General features: G+C 63.5%; 13 protein-coding genes. 6 read left to right on the top strand and 7 right to left on the bottom strand.

Features of this window, described 5'->3' with window-relative positions; genetic code table 11:
- Window positions 1-121 precede the first annotated feature (121 nt).
- Window positions 122-1561, top strand: coding sequence for an aldehyde dehydrogenase family protein (locus ACTHNZ_RS10785; protein WP_440542482.1), 1440 nt, complete (start codon window positions 122-124; stop codon window positions 1559-1561).
- A 109-nt stretch (window positions 1562-1670) separates the two neighbouring features.
- Here the strand turns inward: ACTHNZ_RS10785 and ACTHNZ_RS10780 are convergent, their stop codons facing one another.
- Window positions 1671-1874, bottom strand: coding sequence for a DUF1289 domain-containing protein (locus ACTHNZ_RS10780; RefSeq protein WP_440542481.1), 204 nt, complete (start codon window positions 1872-1874; stop codon window positions 1671-1673).
- Window positions 1875-2276: 402 nt separating this feature from the next.
- Between ACTHNZ_RS10780 and ACTHNZ_RS10775 the strand changes: the two genes are divergently transcribed.
- The 4 genes from ACTHNZ_RS10775 to ACTHNZ_RS10760 all read left to right on the top strand — a co-directional run bounded on the left by ACTHNZ_RS10775 (window position 2277) and on the right by ACTHNZ_RS10760 (window position 6379).
- On the top strand, window positions 2277-3374 hold the full coding sequence (locus ACTHNZ_RS10775; protein ID WP_440542480.1) for a polyamine ABC transporter substrate-binding protein: 1098 nt from the start codon (window positions 2277-2279) through the stop codon (window positions 3372-3374).
- Between the two features lie 97 nt (window positions 3375-3471).
- Complete coding sequence (locus tag ACTHNZ_RS10770; protein ID WP_440542479.1) at window positions 3472-4635, top strand: ABC transporter ATP-binding protein; 1164 nt, start codon at window positions 3472-3474, stop codon at window positions 4633-4635.
- On the top strand, window positions 4632-5558 hold the full coding sequence (locus ACTHNZ_RS10765; RefSeq protein ID WP_440542478.1) for an ABC transporter permease subunit: 927 nt from the start codon (window positions 4632-4634) through the stop codon (window positions 5556-5558). The genes ACTHNZ_RS10770 and ACTHNZ_RS10765 overlap by 4 nt, the downstream gene beginning before the upstream one ends.
- Window positions 5558-6379: an ABC transporter permease subunit gene (locus ACTHNZ_RS10760; protein WP_440542557.1), complete on the top strand. Its 822-nt coding sequence runs from the start codon at window positions 5558-5560 to the stop codon at window positions 6377-6379. Before ACTHNZ_RS10765 ends, ACTHNZ_RS10760 begins: the two co-directional genes overlap by 1 nt.
- Here the strand turns inward: ACTHNZ_RS10760 and ACTHNZ_RS10755 are convergent.
- Window positions 6376-7020, bottom strand: a complete 645-nt coding sequence (locus tag ACTHNZ_RS10755; protein WP_440542477.1) for a hypothetical protein — start codon at window positions 7018-7020, stop codon at window positions 6376-6378. The genes ACTHNZ_RS10760 and ACTHNZ_RS10755 overlap by 4 nt on opposite strands.
- Before the next feature lie 390 nt (window positions 7021-7410).
- Window positions 7411-8916, bottom strand: a complete 1506-nt coding sequence (locus tag ACTHNZ_RS10750) for a hypothetical protein (protein WP_440542476.1) — start codon at window positions 8914-8916, stop codon at window positions 7411-7413.
- Window positions 8917-9024: 108 nt separating this feature from the next.
- Here ACTHNZ_RS10750 and ACTHNZ_RS10745 point away from each other — a divergent pair, with 108 nt between their 5' ends.
- Window positions 9025-9300, top strand: a complete 276-nt coding sequence (locus ACTHNZ_RS10745) for a hypothetical protein (RefSeq protein WP_440542475.1) — start codon at window positions 9025-9027, stop codon at window positions 9298-9300.
- 551 nt (window positions 9301-9851) lie between these two features.
- Here ACTHNZ_RS10745 and ACTHNZ_RS10740 read toward each other — a convergent pair.
- From ACTHNZ_RS10740 to ACTHNZ_RS10725, 4 genes are all read right to left on the bottom strand, one after another.
- On the bottom strand, window positions 9852-10997 hold the full coding sequence (locus ACTHNZ_RS10740; RefSeq protein WP_440542474.1) for a hypothetical protein: 1146 nt from the start codon (window positions 10995-10997) through the stop codon (window positions 9852-9854).
- A 253-nt stretch (window positions 10998-11250) separates the two neighbouring features.
- Complete coding sequence (locus ACTHNZ_RS10735) at window positions 11251-12708, bottom strand: efflux transporter outer membrane subunit (protein WP_440542473.1); 1458 nt, start codon at window positions 12706-12708, stop codon at window positions 11251-11253.
- 2 nt (window positions 12709-12710) lie between these two features.
- Window positions 12711-15932 carry an efflux RND transporter permease subunit gene (locus ACTHNZ_RS10730; protein ID WP_440542472.1) on the bottom strand — a complete coding sequence of 1074 codons (3222 nt, stop codon included), beginning with the start codon at window positions 15930-15932 and terminating at the stop codon, window positions 12711-12713.
- Window positions 15929-17038, bottom strand: a complete 1110-nt coding sequence (locus ACTHNZ_RS10725; protein ID WP_440542556.1) for an efflux RND transporter periplasmic adaptor subunit — start codon at window positions 17036-17038, stop codon at window positions 15929-15931. The genes ACTHNZ_RS10730 and ACTHNZ_RS10725 overlap by 4 nt, the downstream gene beginning before the upstream one ends.
- Window positions 17039-17216 lie beyond the last annotated feature (178 nt).

Below are 17216 nucleotides of genomic sequence, written 5' to 3'. Positions count from 1 at the left end.
AGACGAGACGGCGGGCCTCCCCATCGGGCCGGATGGGTCCTAGCGGCGCGCGTTAGCCCCACCTCATCTTCACCCCACTGAGTAGAATGTGCGAGTCGAAACCCACACGGTGAGCACTCGCATGAAAACCTACGATCGGCTCTATATCGGCGGCAAGTGGCTTTCGCCCTCGGGCGAAGGCACCATCGACGTCATCGATTCCGGCACCGAGGAGATCATGGGCCGGATCCCCGAAGGCAACGCTGCCGATGCCGAGGCAGCCGTCGAGGCAGCGAAGCTCGCATTCGACAGCTGGGCCGCCACGCCCGCCACCGAACGCGCTGATTATCTCGAAAAGATTGCCGCCAACCTCAAAGCGCGCACCGAAGAATTGGCCACCGCGATCAGCGGCGAAGTCGGCATGCCGCTCAAGCTCTCGCGCGCGATTCAAGTCGGAAGCCCCGTCTACAACTGGAACGCCTACGCCAAGCTTGCGCGTGAGTTCCAATTCGAGACGCGTGTGGGGAACTCGCTCGTCGTCCGGGAGCCCGTCGGGGTCGTCGCGGCGATCACCCCCTGGAACTATCCGCTCAATCAAATCACGCTGAAAGTCGCCGCCGCGTTGGCCGCGGGCTGCACAGTCGTGCTCAAGCCCTCGGAAGTCGCACCGCTCAATGCCTTCATGCTGGCCCAGGCGATTCACGAGGCGGGGCTACCGGCCGGTGTCTTCAATCTCGTCAGCGGCTACGGCCCCGTTGTCGGCGAAATCATCGCCAGCCATCCATTCGTCGACATGGTTTCGTTCACGGGCTCCACGCGTGCGGGCAAGCGCGTATCTGAACTCGCGGCCGCCAGCGTCAAGCGCGTGGCACTGGAATTGGGCGGCAAATCGGCGTCGGTCGTGCTGGGCGATGCCGACTTCGCAACCGCCGTGAACAGCACGGTCGCCGCCTGCTACTTGAACTCGGGGCAGACTTGCTCCGCGCATACGCGTTTGCTCGTGCCCGAATCGAGGTACGAGGAGGCGCGCGCGTTGGCGAAGGCCGCAGCCGAGAGCTATGTCGTTGGCGACCCCCGCAGCGAGCGCACCCGCCTCGGGCCACTGGCGTCCGCCGTACAGCTCGAGCGCGTGCGCTCGTACATCGAGCGCGGCATTGCCGAGGGCGCCGAACTGATAACGGGCGGGGCTCACGTGCCGGACGGCTGCGCCAAGGGCTTTTTCGTGAGTCCGACCGTCTTAGGCCGCGTGCACCCGAAGGCGACGGTCGCCCAAGAGGAAATCTTCGGGCCCGTGCTGTCGATCATCACGTACAAGGACGAGGAAGAAGCGATCCGCATTGCGAACGATTCGCTCTACGGCTTGGGCGGCGCGGTCTGGGCCGGGAGCGACGAACGGGCGATCGGCGTCGCGCGCCGTCTGCGCACGGGGCAGGTCGACATCAACGGCGGGGCTTGGAACATGCAGGCGCCGTTCGGCGGCTTCAAGCAGTCGGGCTACGGCCGCGAAAACGGTGTCTATGGCCTCGAGGAATATCTCGAGTACAAGTCCATGCAATTGAAGGCGGACCGAGTAGCAGGCTAATCGTTGCGGTCGAAAGCAAATTGAAATAAAACGCGGGCTGGCTGAAAGGTGAACCGGCCCGCTGGAACGAGCCGTGACGTGCCCGCGCTTTTACTGCAACGGCCAGAGATCAAAGCTTGTCGTTCCGAAACCGCATCGCCGTGCCTTCGCGCTCGATCCGCTCCCATACGACGCGCTTCTCAGCATCGCTCATGAAGACCCAATTCGAGACTTCGCCGGCGGTGCGGCCGCAGCCTTTGCAGACCTCGTCGAAAAGCGTCGAGCAGACGCCGATGCAGGGGCTGTCAGGTAGCGCGTGGAGATTGGAAGCCATTGAAACCGGTCTCGTTTGCATGGGGAGCCGGTATGGTAGCCGACGCGCCGCTCGCTCGCCCGAATGCCTTACGGCGCGCGGGGCCGCCCCACGGCTCGAGCGCCGCCGCAGCAGGCTATCCGAAAGGCCATTCGCGCTTTTTTTCGAGTAGACACGGCCGTATAACCCGATAAAATTGCGCCCGATTCGGCATGGGGCGCACCCCGTGACCACTTCACGCGGCGGCGATGGGCGCGTTCGATTGTGCCGTTTGCGCGACAGCGGGTCCGAGCGGGCTGCATTTTTGTGCCGCCCGCCAATGAATGATGGTAGCTTTCGGGTTTTTCCAAAGGAGCCGCGGGCGCTGTGCCGCGGCATGGGCGGGGTCGAGGCCGGGCAAACCGGTCCGTATCGGAGAACGGAATGAAAAAACAGGTGATGGGCGGGCTTGCCGCACTCGTGTTGTGCGCGGCGCCGTGGGCCGCGTCTGCGAAGGATACGCAACTGAACGTCTATAACTGGTCCGACTACATCGCCAAGGACACGATTCCGAACTTCGAAAAGCAAAGCGGCGTCAAGGTCCGGTACGACAACTACGACAGCGACGACACGCTCCAAGCGAAGCTGCTGACGGGCAATTCGGGCTACGACATCGTCGTGCCGACGAGCAACTACGCCGGCAAGCAAATCGCCGCCGGCATTTTCACCCCGCTCGACAAATCGAAGCTGCCCAACCTCAAACATCTCGATCCGCAACTGATGTCGCTCGTCGCGGGCGCCGATCCGGGCAACAAGTATGTGGTGCCCTGGGCCTGGGGAACGACGGGCCTCGGCTACAACGTCACGAAGGTCCAGCAGATCCTCGGCAAGAACGCCGCGCTCGACAGCTGGGACATCCTGTTCAAGCCCGAGAACATTTCGAAGCTGAAGGCCTGCGGCGTGTCGGTGCTCGATGCGCCCGATCAGTTCTTCGCAGCGGCGCTTCACTACATCGGCAAGGATCCGGTCAGCACGAACCCGGCCGATTACAAGGCGGCGCTCGAGATGATGAAGAAGATTCGTCCCTACATCACGCAGTTCAACTCGTCGGGCTATATCAACGATATGGTCGGCGGCGACATCTGCTTCGCCTACGGCTGGTCGGGCGACGTCGTGATCGCCAAGCATCGCGCGCTCGAAGCGAAGAAGCCGTACAAGATCGAGTACTACATCCCGAAGGGCGGCGCGCCGGTTTGGTTCGACGTGATGGCGATCCCGAAGGACGCTTCGCACAAGGAAGCGGCGCTTCAATGGATCAACTACATCGAAACGCCGAAGGTCAACGCCGCGATCACCGATGCCGTCTACTATCCGACGGCCAATGCCGATGCGAAGCAGTACGTCGATCCGAAGATCGCCAACGATCCCGCAGTCTATCCGCCGGCCGACGTCGTCAAGACGCTGTTCTTGCTCAAGCCGCTGCCGCCGGAAATCCAGCGTCTGCAAACGCGCCTGTGGACTGAATTCAAGACGGGCCGTTGATTTCGTCGCCGCAAGCGGCACGTAGGGAAGTCGTGAAGCCCCCGGAGCCATTGCCGGGGGCTTTGTACGTCAAACGAGTGGAGTCAAGCAGCACATCATGAGCGATCAGTCGAGCTCGCAGCCGTCCGCCGGCGCGCGCCCCGCAGGTTCAACGTCGGCCGGCAACGCATCGGCCGACAACTTCGTGCAGATCGTCGACGTCGTCAAGAAGTTCGGGGAAACGGTCGCGGTCAACAACGTCAGTTTGTCGGTGGCGAAAGGGGAGTTGTTCGCGCTGCTCGGCAGTTCCGGCTGCGGCAAGTCGACGCTGCTCAGAATGCTCGCCGGGCTCGAATCGGTCAGCTCGGGCAAGATTTTGATCGACGGCGAGGATCTTGCGCTGATGCCGCCGTTCAAGCGTCCCGTCAACATGATGTTCCAGTCGTATGCGCTGTTCCCTCATATGACGGTCGAATCGAACGTCGCGTTCGGGCTCAAGCAAGAAGGCGTGCCGAAGGCCGAGCTCAAGGAGCGTGTGAGCACTGCGCTCGAGCTCGTGCAGATGGGGCGTTTCGCGAAGCGCAAGCCGCATCAGCTTTCGGGCGGCCAGCAGCAGCGCGTCGCGCTCGCGCGTTCGCTCGTGAAGCGGCCTAAGCTGTTGCTGCTCGACGAACCGATGTCCGCGCTCGACAAGCAAATCCGGCAGCGCACGCAGATCGAGCTCGTGAACATTCTCGATCGCGTCGGCGTGACTTGCATCATGGTCACGCACGATCAGGAAGAAGCGATGACGATGGCCGATCGCCTGGCCGTCATGAGCGACGGCGAGATCGTGCAGCTCGGGACGCCGCACGAGGTCTACGAGTTTCCGAATTCGCGCTTCTCGGCCGAGTTCATCGGCTCGACGAACCTCTTCGATGGCCGCGTGGTGGAGGACGAGCCCGATCACGTTTTCGTCGAGACGGCCGAGTTGCCTTGCCGTCTCTACGTCAATCACGGCATCACGGGGCCGCTCGGCATGCCCGTGACGATCTCGGTCCGTCCCGAGCGCATCGCGCTCACGCGCAAGCCGCCCGAGGGGGCCTATAACTGGGGCCGCGGCACCGTTGCGAACATCGCCTACATGGGTGGCTACTCGCTCTACCATGTGAAGCTCGACTCGGGCAAAACGGTGGTGGCGAACGTTTCGAGCCTCGCGCTGACGGAAATCGAATCGCCGACTTGGGGCGATGAGATCTACGTGCGCTGGAGCGCATCGGCCGGCGTGGTGCTGACGGCATGAAGACGCTGCTCTCGCTCGCCACGTGGCCTGCGCGGCGCTTCAGGCTGACCGGCGGCACCGCCGTCGTCGCCGGGCCGTTCATCTGGCTGCTGATGTTCTTCTTCGTGCCGTTCCTGCTCGTCGTCAAGATCAGCTTCGCGCAGTTGCAGCTCGGCATTCCCCCGTACACGGAGCTCGTCGACATCAAGGACGGCGTCGTTCAGATTTCGTTGAACGTTGCCCATTACGCGTTCTTGTTGACCGATAGCCTGTACTTCGCCACCTATGTGAACTCGGTGCTCGTCGCGGCCGTCACGACGCTGCTGTGCCTGCTGCTCGGCTATCCGATGGCGTACTACATCGCGCGCTCGAATCCGAACTCGCGCAACATCTTGATGATGGCCGTGATGCTGCCGTTCTGGACGTCGTTTCTGATTCGCGTCTATGCATGGATCGGCATTCTCAAGAACAACGGGCTGCTCAACAACTTCTTGATGACGATCGGGCTCATTCACACGCCGATCGAGTTGTACCGCACGAATACGGCTGTCTATATCGGCATGGTCTATTCGTATCTGCCGTTTCTCGTCATGCCGCTTTACGCGCACTTGGTCAAGATGGACATGACGCTGCTCGAGGCGGCCTACGATCTCGGCGCGAAGCCCTGGAAGGCGTTCGTGCAGATCACGCTGCCGCTTTCGAAGAACGGCATCATCGCCGGGTGTCTGCTGGTTTTCATTCCGGCGGTGGGCGAATACGTGATTCCCGAATTGCTCGGTGGTGCGAATACGCTGATGATCGGGCGCGTCATGTGGAACGAGTTCTTCAACAACGCCGACTGGCCGATGGCGTCCGCGGTCACCTGTGCAATGGTTCTGCTGCTGCTCGTGCCGATGGCGATGTTCCAGCATTTTCAGGCGAAACAACTCGAAACGCGGCGATGATCAAACCGAACCGTACCTTGCAAGTGACGGCGCTCGGCGTCGGGTTTGCGTTTCTCTACATTCCGATCCTGAGCCTCATCGTCTATTCGTTCAACGAATCGCAGCTCGTCACCGTGTGGACGCATTTTTCCACGCGCTGGTACGAGGCGCTCGCACAGGACGACGAACTCATTACGGCATTCTGGCTTTCGCTGCGCATTGCGTTGCTCACAGCGTTCGCATCGGTATTCATCGGTACGTGGGCCGGTTTCGTACTCGCCAGAATGGGGCGGTTTCGCGGTGCGACGTTGTTCAGCGGGATGATCAACGCGCCGCTCGTGATTCCCGAAGTGATTCAGGGCATCTCGCTGCTGCTGCTGTTCATCGAGATGGGCAAGTGGCTAGGCTGGCCCGAGCAGCGCGGGTTCACCACCATCTGGATCGGTCACGTCATGCTTTGCATGTCGTATGTCGCCATCATCGTGCAGTCGCGCGTGCGTGAGCTCAATCCCTCGTTGGAGGAAGCGGCGCTCGATCTCGGGGCAACGCCGTTCAAGGTGTTCTTTGCGATTACGTTGCCGTTGATTTCTCAAGCGTTGATGGCAGGGTGGCTGCTCTCGTTCACGCTATCGATCGATGACCTCGTGCTGTCGGCGTTTCTATCTGGGCCGGGATCGACGACGCTGCCGCTCGTCGTGTTCTCGCGCGTGCGGTTAGGGCTCAATCCTGAGATGAACGCGTTGGCGACACTATTTATCGGGGTAGTCACCGTCGGCGTGATCGGCATCAATTACTTCATGCTGCGGGCGGAGAGAAAGCGCCTGGCGGGCGTGGCGCCTTAACGCGACGATCGGTAACGGCCGTCGGCACCGGCAAGGTGACCGAATTGCGTTGCCATTGGCGTGGCATCGAAAGGAACGCGGTCCTGCTCGGGCCGTTGCGCTTGCTTTTTGTCGTGGGCTAGTTGCTTAGCCTCCGCTTTTCCCGCCTCCGGCCGCATCCCGGGATAGAGGGTGAAGGGAACGCCCTCATGGTCGGCTTCCATGATTTCGCGTCCGGCAACCTCGCCGCCGCCGTAGCTGAACAGCTCCCCACCCGGGCCACCGAAAAGCACGTTGGTCCGCCCCGCGATGACGGTATAGGATTTTCCGCTCGGGCTCAGGACGTCCCAGGTGCCGCCCGGGTCGGGCACATAGATCGTGTGGTCGCAAGAAGGCGAGATCGGTTCCTGATACTGTCGGGCGGCCTCCGAAACGATGCCTAGTGTGGCCACGCCTATCTGCTTCGCGATTTCATAGAGGCGGCCGACACCCGCTTCCGTCGCGCCGCCGACTACGATGACGTTCTGCGCTCCGCCTTTGTCGTGAATCGTCTGAGCGAGGTCTTGGCGGAAAGTCTGCTCCAATGTCTCGACATGCTCGTAGCCTAGTCCTGAAAAACCGAGCATCACGAATGCGAATTTTTGCCCGATGAACTTCGTCAATTCTTGCTCGACCGTCAGCCGAGCGCTCGGCATCGGGCGGATTTGGCGCTGCTGGTCCGCATACGGCTGCGACGAGGCTACGCTGCTTGCTCGACGCCGTGGCGGGCGAGGGCGATGTTGCAGCGGGGAGGAAGCGGAATCGGGCATGCGTCTCGGGCCATCGTCGATCTGTTCAACACAATTTGCAGTCTACCGATGCCACCGGCGACGGCGGACGCCGAAACGGCACCCACTCCCGTTGGTTCTCGATAGGTGAGAGATCGCCGGGCCAACGCGCGCCTTTGTTGTCTCCACTGGTTCCATCGGTTGCAGTGAAAGTGCAGTGGTCCGCGAGCCGCTGGCTCGTCGGATCGAGCAGGACCGGTCAGGACGCTAGCGCCGCGATCGACGCTAGCTGAAGTCGGTTGCGGAAACGTAGTAATGCCACTTTACCGGGTCCGCTGCCGGATACAGGCAGTTGTACATTAGAAATCTAGCATTAGCGAGTTGAGGCATGTCGTTGTCGTGTTGCGCCCGCTTACTTTGCCTGAACTCCTGGTATTTTTTCGCTACGTCCCCGCGAAGCCGCGCGTAGCGCATCTGTTGCTCGAGCGAGTGTGCGATTCCTTTGCCTGGCTTGGCCACGCCTCGCCGAATGTTTTCGTACCCGAAGTAGTGCTGGGCCAACACCGGATAGGCATCGCGCGGCCACGCGTCGATCACCCACCAAAGGTCCAGTGGCCAATCCTTTTTGCCAACGACGCAAAATGCGTGTTCCGGTATGGCCGTCGTTGCAAATGCAACGGTGTACTCTGGGCCGAAGCGTTGGCGCGCAAGCATATACGACACGTCGGCAAATTCGCCGCAGTTGCCGACTTCAGTGCCAAGCGCCGTGAAAGCGCTGAGCCGCCGCTTGCATCTCAGCACCTGGCCGCGAAGCATGTCGAGGCTTGCCTGGGCGTCGGGCGCAAGCGCCGAGCCGGCGCCGTTTTCGTTCGGCCGGGAAAACAAAAGGCGCTGGATTTGGCCGGCGAGATCGATTCGGTATGGCACCCCCCGATGGTCAGATTCGGCGAAGCGGCGCATTTCATCGTCGGACAAGTGGCTGGGATCAGCATTGCGTAGGAAGTTCATCCGTAGACGCGTTTCGACGTACCGTTCCTGCGATTGGTCTGCGCCTTCTGGGTTTCCCGTTTGGCCGCCGCGCTCGAAATTCCACAGTTGGTTTTCGCTTCCATACTTGAGGCTCGCCTTCACGTCGCGAATAATACCCGCGACGACCACACGCGTATCTTCGTGCTCGCGGGAGATGCGGTGATACTGCGGCGTCAATCCCACATCGGGCTGCCGGACCAATACCGTATATAGCCCTTGGATCGGATCTTTCGTCGGATAGAGGCAGTTATGCATGACCCGCGTGCGGGCATTTATCCCCGGCCACGTCCATTCCCGGAATTCTTGTAGTCGGTGAGCCATCGACCTACGCAGGGCGCGATAGCGTTGCAGCTTTTCATCGCTACATGGCGCGCCTTTTCCGGGTTTGCTCGCCAGGACTTGCGATTTGCCGTAACCGAGGTGGTGTTCGAAGCGCACAGGATAGGCGTCGCGCGGCCAAGGATCGATGACCCACCAGTGCGCTTCCGGCCACGCCGGCATACCAATGCGGCAAAACGTGTGGTCAGGCATCTGCATCAACTGGACCACGTACGAGCTATTGAGTCGATGTCGTGCATCGGTGTAGGCGAAGGCCGCCATGTGGTCGTCGTTTCCCGCGGCCACGGCGTACGCGGTATGGGCGATGAGCCGGGGCTTGTACCGCAGCATCTCTTGGCCTAGCGCTGCAAAATCCGGCCGGGTGCTCGCAGCTTGTGCGTTCGCGTGCTGCGCATCGCCCGGTTCGGGCGAGTTGGACCACATGAACGCTTGCGCGATTCGGCGAGCGAGCTCGCGTCGATCTTCCGTACTGTGGATTTGCGACCAGGCGAAACGGGACAATTCGTTCTCCGGCAGACAGCGCCCGCTGTGATGATCGATAAACTGCGTTCGCATGAGCGCTTCGTTGATTGGCTCGGCCGATCGATTGGCGAGTTCGTCGTTGTGCGGTTGCCCCGAGCCTTGCTGATTCCATCTTTGATTTGCGCTTCCGTGGTGAAGCTGATTACGTACGTAAGCGATGATGTCGGTCGCGACGACAAAGGCTCGCGCGTAGTCGCTTCGTATGCCGTCGGGATAGTCCGTTGCGAGATCGTAGAACTGGAGGGACAGGTGCGCATCGGCCTGCTCGATCGGTTTCGCCCCTAGGGTCACGTGTGACGTCATCGGCTCCGCCGTCGACGTTTCGGCCGCGGCATTGCGCGGAGGCCCCCCAAGAGCAGGCGAGTCCGGCATCTCGCGAAGGAATGCGGAAATCATATTCAACGTCTGAGGGTCAAGATCGAGGGGCTCCGGTGTCGATATCGCCTCGTAGCCGGTCGGCTCCGGCGCCGAGGCCGCCGTTGCGCCATTTCCTGCCTCGCTCTCGAATAGGCCCTTGTAGCGTTTCACCGCGGGCGCATTAGGTTGCGATTCGATACCCGAAGCGGTGGCTGTTTGCGCGAACTGGGACGAGGCTGGCTGCACACCGGGGGACCGCGCGATGGGAGGCCGCATTCGTCGCAGCATGTCGGACTGAGCCGAACTGGCGTTGGCAATAGCGTGGCTCGCGTGCAACTGTGCCCGGTCGTGCCTCGGCGACGGCGAGCGGCGGCGTTTTTTCGATTCGGCGAACGACGGGGGGGAATCGGGCATGCGTTGCGTGGAACCTCAACAGATAGAACGATCGTTGCTCTGGCGCCAACGCCGTCATCAGGCGGTCAAGGGGAAGGGTCCAGCGCACCCGAGGCGCCCGGAGCATCCGGGAAACCCGCGGGGCCGCTCCCCCCAATCAGTGACGCAATTTCATCGAGCCTCGCGCGGAGCCAATTTCTCACCGATTCGTGGTTCAGCAATTCAGCTGCGCCGCCCGCGACGGTGCCCGCGATGGGGAGTGCGGCCGCTGCAGACCTGAAATGCGTTGCGTCGCGCTCGTTTCCTTCCAACCAGATAGCCACCATCGTACAAATCGCGCTAGCAACAATCATAACCACGCGTACCATGAGCGCCGCGCTGCGCGGCAAATGCTCTCTTTGACCGTTCAGGGTCCGGCGCAAGCCATTAATGGCGTCGCGCAGGTCGGCCGCTTCGCTGAAAATCGCGGCTAGTGCGCCGGCGTTACTGTGGAAGTCGACGGTTCGTCTGGGCTCGGTGAGCCACCAGGCCGTCGTCGCCGCGAATCCGGCGTTCAGAAGGCTTGCAACGCTTGCGGCTACCGCCAGTTCACTGACCTGAGTGTTGGGGGCCGCATTCACCCAATTCGCACGGTATAACTGCGCCCCGTTAAGACCACCCAACAGCCCGACGGCGCTGTTAGCCGCGTTCGCAAGACGGTCATAGCCGAGCGGACCCGCGACCGTACTTGTGAGCCCCGTGACGTTGGTGAGCAGTTCGGTCGCCAGGATCGTAGCGGGGTGGCACACCATCTTCCATATTCGCTGTTGCCGCGAATTTTCGGCGGTGGCGGCGGGTTCGTTCATCCTGTCCGATGGAGGCAGAAGCGGCTCCGCGGCGCTCGAAGGCCCGGGATCCGTCGAGGCAAGGCGTGCGATCGACGAATGCGGCGATGCGCCCGCACGAGGGTATTGACCGAGGGCGGCACCCTCTGGGATGGACGTCAACGATCTGCACATCTGATCCCAGTGGCTGATCACGTCTTCCTCGATCGTACGCGGGCCATAGCCGGCCCACGAATTCGGGCGCAGGATCCCCCTCTGCCCGGCTTGGCCATTCCATTGGAAGGGGTTCTGGTTTTCGACCGGCGCACTGTGCGGAATCTCTTCTGTCGCCCGCTGATTATTCGCACGCCCCCCGGTCCGCCGCTGGCGCAGCCCATCGGGTCGCTGCAACTGAATTGGAGAATCCATCGCCTGTCTCGGTGCGCACGATTGCGCTGTCGAAATGTCATGGCCATCGACGCGGGAGCGTCGAGGGGCGACGGATAGCGAGCTCGCCTCGTTCAGCCAAGCCGTGGTTTGCCAGGCGCATCCATCGCCACGATTGTAGGGGCGCGTCGGCTGTGTGCGAGACGAAACACCACGCGAATCGTGCAGCGATATGGCGTTGTCTCCAATATATGAAGATCGGGGCCAGCGACTGTCGCGCAGCATGCGCTCGATTTCAGCTTCCAGAGTGCTTGTCTTCCGCCACGACCCCCATCGCCTGAAACAGCAACGCCGTATCCGTGAGGCGCTGACCCGTAGCGCGAAGCTCGGCAACTCTCGCATCCCAATACTGAATCTCGCTCGCTCGCACGCTCGAAGCAGGCACTGCGCCGAGCCGTTCGCGCGCGGCCGTTTCGTCGAATGCCTGCCGCGCCGATTGGGCTTGCGTTTCGGTTGCGCTCGCCGTTTGCGCGTCATGCTCGAGCGCGGCCAACGTATCGGCGACGTTTTGGAACGCCGACAACACGGTCGCCTTGTACTGGTCGACAGCCGCCTCGTAAAAATCGATCGCCGCGCGGCGTTGGGCGAGCAGTGCGCCACCGTGGAACAACGGCTGCGTCAGCGATCCGCCAAGGCTCCACAATGCGCCGGCTCCGGAGAGCACCGTCGGCCAACTGAAGCCGCCTTGACCCATCGATGCAGTCAGCGACACGCTCGGGAACAACTGCGCCGTGGCCACGCCGACCTCTGCCGCCGACGCTCTCAACGCCGCTTCCGCGGCCGCGATGTCCGGGCGGGCGTGCAAGAGGGTCGATGGCACGACGACGGGCACGCGCTCAGGCAACGCGAGCTCCGCAAGCGCCGGAAGGTCGGGGAGGGAATCGGGCGTGCGGCCGATCAGCACCGCGAGCGCATGCCGAACGGCTTGGCGCTGCGCAAGCAGCGGCGGCAGGCCCGCTTCGAGCTGCGACGCCGTTTGCCGCGACGCCAGCACCTGGAGATGCGGCACGGCACCGACCGCATAGCGCCGCGTGTCCTCTTGCGCCGTTTGCTGCGCTAGCGCGACGAGCCGCTGCGTCGCATCGATTTCATCATCGAGCGCGGCAGCGCTGATCGCCGTCGTCACGATGTTGGCGGCCAGCGCCCGGCGTGCCGCGCTGAGCTGGAACGCTTGCACATTCACGCGTGCATTGAGCGCCGCGTTTGCATAGCGGACGGCGCCGAACAAATCGAATGTGTAATGCGCTTGAATCTGGCCGACGAACACGTTGTAGCGAACGGTCGGCGGCCCTGCCTCGGGAATGCCGAGCGCACGCTCACGCGTGGCTTGCGCGCCGGCGTCGATCGTCGGCAACAAAGACGAGCCGATTTGTGCTCGCAGTTGCTGCTCGGCGCCCGCGAGCGTCTTTTCCGTTGCTGCAAGCGTCGGGCTGTTTTTGACCCCCTCGTCGACGAGCGCGTCCAGCTTCGGCGAATGGTACAGGCGCCACCATTCGGGAAGCGATGCCCCGCCCACGTCGAAGCGCTGCGAAACACCGCCGGCCGCCGCCGTCTGCTCGGGCAACTCGGTTTGACCGTAATGGGCCGGCGAGGGCATCGCCGGCGGCTCGCCGCTAGGCCCTAGCGAACATGCGGCCAAGGCTAGCGTCGCCGTCGCGGCGAATAGGAACGCGCTCACGCGCATGATCGTCATGATCAGTTCCCCGTGTGAGAGTTGGCATCCGGCGGCGGGTCGCGTTCGTCGAGCCGTACTCGGAACGACGTCGCATAGAGCGCGGGCAGGTAGAAGAGCGTCAGCACGGTGGCGCTCGTGATGCCGCCCATCAGCGCGGTGGCCATCGGCCCGAAGAAGTTCGAGCGCAAGAGCGGGATCAGCGCGAGCACGGCGGCCGCGGCCGTCAGCGTGATCGGGCGGAAGCGGCGCACCGTCGCACCGACGATCGCGTCGAAGCGCCGATGCCCAGCGGCGATGTCCTGCTCGATCTGGTCGACGAGGATCACCGAATTGCGCATGATGATGCCGAACATGGCAATTACGCCGAGCATGGCCACGAAACCGAACGGCTTGCCGAAGGCGAGCAGCGTCACGACGACGCCGATCAAACCGAGCGGCGCCGTCAGCACGACCATCAGCACGCGTGCGAAGCTTTGCAGTTGAATCATCAAGAGCGTCAACACGGCGATCGCCATCAGCGGCATTTGCGCATTGATCGACGCTTGTCCCTTGGCGCTTTCCTCCACCGAGCCGCCCACTTCGATGCGGTACCCGAGCGGCAGCGATGCGCGGATCGGCGCCAGCGCGCGATCGAGGTCGTGCGTCACGTCGATGCCTTGCGCGTTGCCGCGCACGTCGGCCTGCACGGTGATCGTCGGTTGACGGTCGCGCTCCCAGATCACGCCGTATTCGAGCGTATTGCGGACATGCCCCAGCGAGGCCAGCGGCACGGGGCCGTTCGGCGTCGGCATCGCGAGGCCGAGCAGGTGCGCCGGGTCGACGCGCTCGCGCTTCGGCGCGCGCAGATCGACGCTGATCAGCTTGTCGCGCTCGCGAAACTGCGTGACGGTGTAGCCCGAAAGCGTCATGGCGAGGAAGTTCGAGACGTCTTCGGAGGTGACGCCGACCTGGCGCGCTTTGTTTTGATCGACCTCGAACGTCATCGAGCGTTCGGCTGGCTCGTCCCAGTCGAATTGCACGCCGCGCGTTCTCGCATCGGCGCGCATCTTCGCGGCCACGCGTTCGGAGATGGCGCGCACCGTCGCGATGTCGTCGCCGCTGACGCGGAACTGCACGGGATAGCCGACGGGCGGCCCGTTCTCGAGGCGCGACAGGCGCGTGCGAACGGCAGAAAAGTCGCTTTCGAGCCGCGTATCGAGCCAGCGCGCCAGCTTTTCACGTTCTTCGACCGATTTGGCCGTGATCACGAACTGCGCGAAGTTCGGCTGCTGCAACTGCTGATCGAGCGGGAGATAAAAGCGCGGTGCACCCGTGCCGACATAGTCGACGAAATGATCGATCTCGGGGCGGCCGTCGAGCGTCTGCTCTAGCCGCTTCGCTTGCCTGAGCGTCGCATCGAACGAGGCGCCTTCGGGGAGCCGCATATCGACGAGCAACTCGGGCCGATCCGAGCTCGGGAAGAACTGCTGCGGCACGAGCGAGAACGCGGCGAGCGCAGCGACGAACAGCGCGACCGTGATGCCGAGCACGATTGCGCGGCGCTCGACGCACCAACTGATCCAACCGGACAGGCGGCGATAGAACCGCGTGTCGTAGATATCGTGCTCGTGATCGTGCGCTTCGCCGTGCGCACGCTTGCGCTCGGGAAGCAAATGGTAGCCGAGCAGCGGAATCAGCACGACGGCGGCGAACCAGGAGGCGATGAGGGCAATGGCCGACACTTCGAAGATCGAGCGCGTGTACTCGCCCGTGCTCGACTTGGCGAGCGCGATCGGCAAGAAGCCAGACACGGTGACGAGCGTGCCCGTCAGCATCGGAAACGCCGTGCTCGTGTAGGCGTACGCGGCGGCTCGCGTGCGCTTCCATCCTTGCTCGAGCTTCACGGCCATCATTTCGACGGCGATGATCGCATCGTCGACGAGCAGTCCCAGCGCGAGCACGAGCGTGCCGAGCGACACTTTGTGCAGGCCGATGTCGAACAGATACATCACGAGCGCGGTCACGGCGAGCACGATCGGGATCGAGATGACGACCACCATCCCCGTGCGCAGCCCAAGCGAAACAAGGCTCACGATCAGCACGATCGCGATGGCTTCGCCGACGGCTTCGAGGAAATCGTCGACCGAGTGCGCGACTGCGTGCGGCATGCTCGACACCTGTTCGAGCGTGAGCCCGGCCGGCAGATGCGCGCGCAGTTGCACCGCCGTCGCATCGAGCGCCTTGCCGAGGCGAATGACGTCGCCGCCCGGCTGCATCGTCACGCCGATGCCGAGCACCGCGTGGCCGCGGTTGCGCATCTCGGTGACGGGCGGATCGTCGTAGCCCCGCTTGATCGTGGCGATGTCGCCGAGCCGCACGGTCCGATGTCCGATCGGAATCAGCGTGTCGGCCAGCGCCTGCACGTTGTCGAGTTGGCCGCTGGGGCGGACGAACACGCGGTCATCGTGCGTCGTGACGGTGCCGGACGATGCAACGGCATTTTGCGAGGCGATCGCTTGGGCCAACTGCTGCGGCGTAATGTTCAAGCGCGTGAGCTGCGCGTTCGCGATCTCGACGAAGATGTGCTGATCGGGATCGCCGAAGTAGTCGACTTTGGCCACGCCGGGCACGCGCAGCAGGACCGTGCGCAATTCGTCGGCATAGTCGTGCAACTGAGCCGGAGAGTACCCGTCGCCGGCCAGCGTGTAGATGTTCGTGTAGACGTCGCCGAATTCGTCGTTGAAGAATGGCCCGACCGTGCCCGCCGGCAGCGTATGCGCGATGTCGCCCACCTTCTTGCGGACTTGATACCAGGTTTGCTGCACGTCTTCGACGGGCGCGGAATCCTTCATCGAAAAGAAGATCATCGATTCGCCGGGCCGCGAGTAGCTGCGCTGGAAATCGATGTGCGGCATTTCCTGCAGCTTGCGCTCGATGCGATCGGTGACCTGCTCTTGCACCTGCCGTGCAGTGGCGCCGGGCCAAAACGTGTTGATCACCATGACGCGGAACGTGAACGGCGGATCCTCGGATTGCGCGAGACGCGTATAGGCGAGGATGCCGGCAAGCGTTGCCAGCGCAATCAAAAAGACGACGAGCGCCTGATGCCGCAGCGTCCAGGCCGATAGGTTGAAGCGTCCTTCCTCGTGCAGGCTCGTCGCGGCCGCATTGAGGGTGGCGCCCGAAGACTCGGCGGCGGTGTGCGAATGCTCGCCGCCGGTGCCAACGGGTGCGGCCCCATCCTGACGATCGGCGCCGCTCATGATCCGAAATCCTCCGGATGCAGCGGCGGCACGACGCGCACGTGCTCGCCCGCGCTCACGGTGTGCACGCCTTGATACACGACGCGCTCGCCGTCGCGCAAGCCCTCCGTCACGGAGAACGTGCGCTCGTCGTAACGCCCGACCGACACGCGCCGCAGCTCGAGCGTGTCGGTCCCCGCGCGCACGACCCACACGGCCGGCGCTTTGCCGTCGTGAAAGAGCGACGTCACGGGCAGCGTGAACGGATGCGGGCCCATGCGTGCCTGCATCGACGCAAAGGCGATCTGCGCCGTCATGCCGAGACGCACCTGCGTGGCGGGTGCCGCGAGCGTCAGCCTGACGCGGTAGGTGCGGCTGGCAGGGTCGGCGGCGGGCGCGATCTCTCGCACCTTGGCGGCGAACCGCTTGCCGGGCAGTGCCGGCAGCGTCACTTCGGCGGCGGTGCCGACCGCCAGCGAGGCCAGGGCGCTTTCGGGCGCATCGCAAACGACGTCGATGTCGCCGGACCAGGCGAGGCTATAGACGGCTTGGCCGGCGCTGACGTTTTGGCCGGTATCGGCTTGCTCTGCGGTGATCGAGCCCGCATGGTCGGCCACGAGCGCTGCGTAGGACAACTGATTGCGTGCGAGCGCGAGTTGCGCTTGCGCGGCATCGCGCTGGGCGGCCGCCGACGCGTACGCATCCTGCGTTTGCTCCAGCTGTGCCGGCGCGATCAACTTTTCGTCGGCCTGCGCCCGGTCGCGATCGAGCTGCTGCTTCGCATAGACGAACCGGTGCTGCGCCGCATCGAGCTGTGCCTGCGCGTTGGCCAGGCTCCTTTGCAAGTCGGACGGGTCGAGACGCGCGAGCACTTGCCCGGCTTTTACGGTGTCACCGAGCCGGACGTTTCGCTCGACGATCTTGCCACCGACGCGGAACGAGAGCGGAGTGCTGTAACGCGCTTCGACGTCGCCGGGCAGTGTAGCCTCGGGCGGGATGCCGTCCGGATGAACGGCGACGGCCACCACGGGCCGTGGCGCCGGGGCGACAGCCGGCCGTTCATGGCATGCGGCAAGCGCTAGCACGCCGCAAACGGCTGCGGCAACCCCGTATCGCCGAACCGCCAAGCGCGATGCGAGCAACGAGAAGCCGTTGGCCTGCGTGGGCGCCGCAATGGGCGCGTCGAGAACGGGACGAATCACGATGACCCCGGGCAGAAGATAGGGAGGGCAAGCCGAGCATGCCGCCGCGGCCCGTTCGGCGTGGCCGTGGGGCGCACGCCGGCGTGCGCGGACGGCCGCGGTC

It is taken from the genome of Trinickia sp. (assembly GCF_051953955.1).
In the GTDB taxonomy this organism is placed as follows: Bacteria; Pseudomonadota; Gammaproteobacteria; order Burkholderiales; family Burkholderiaceae; genus Trinickia.
This window is presented reverse-complemented; position numbering and strand designations above follow the sequence as displayed.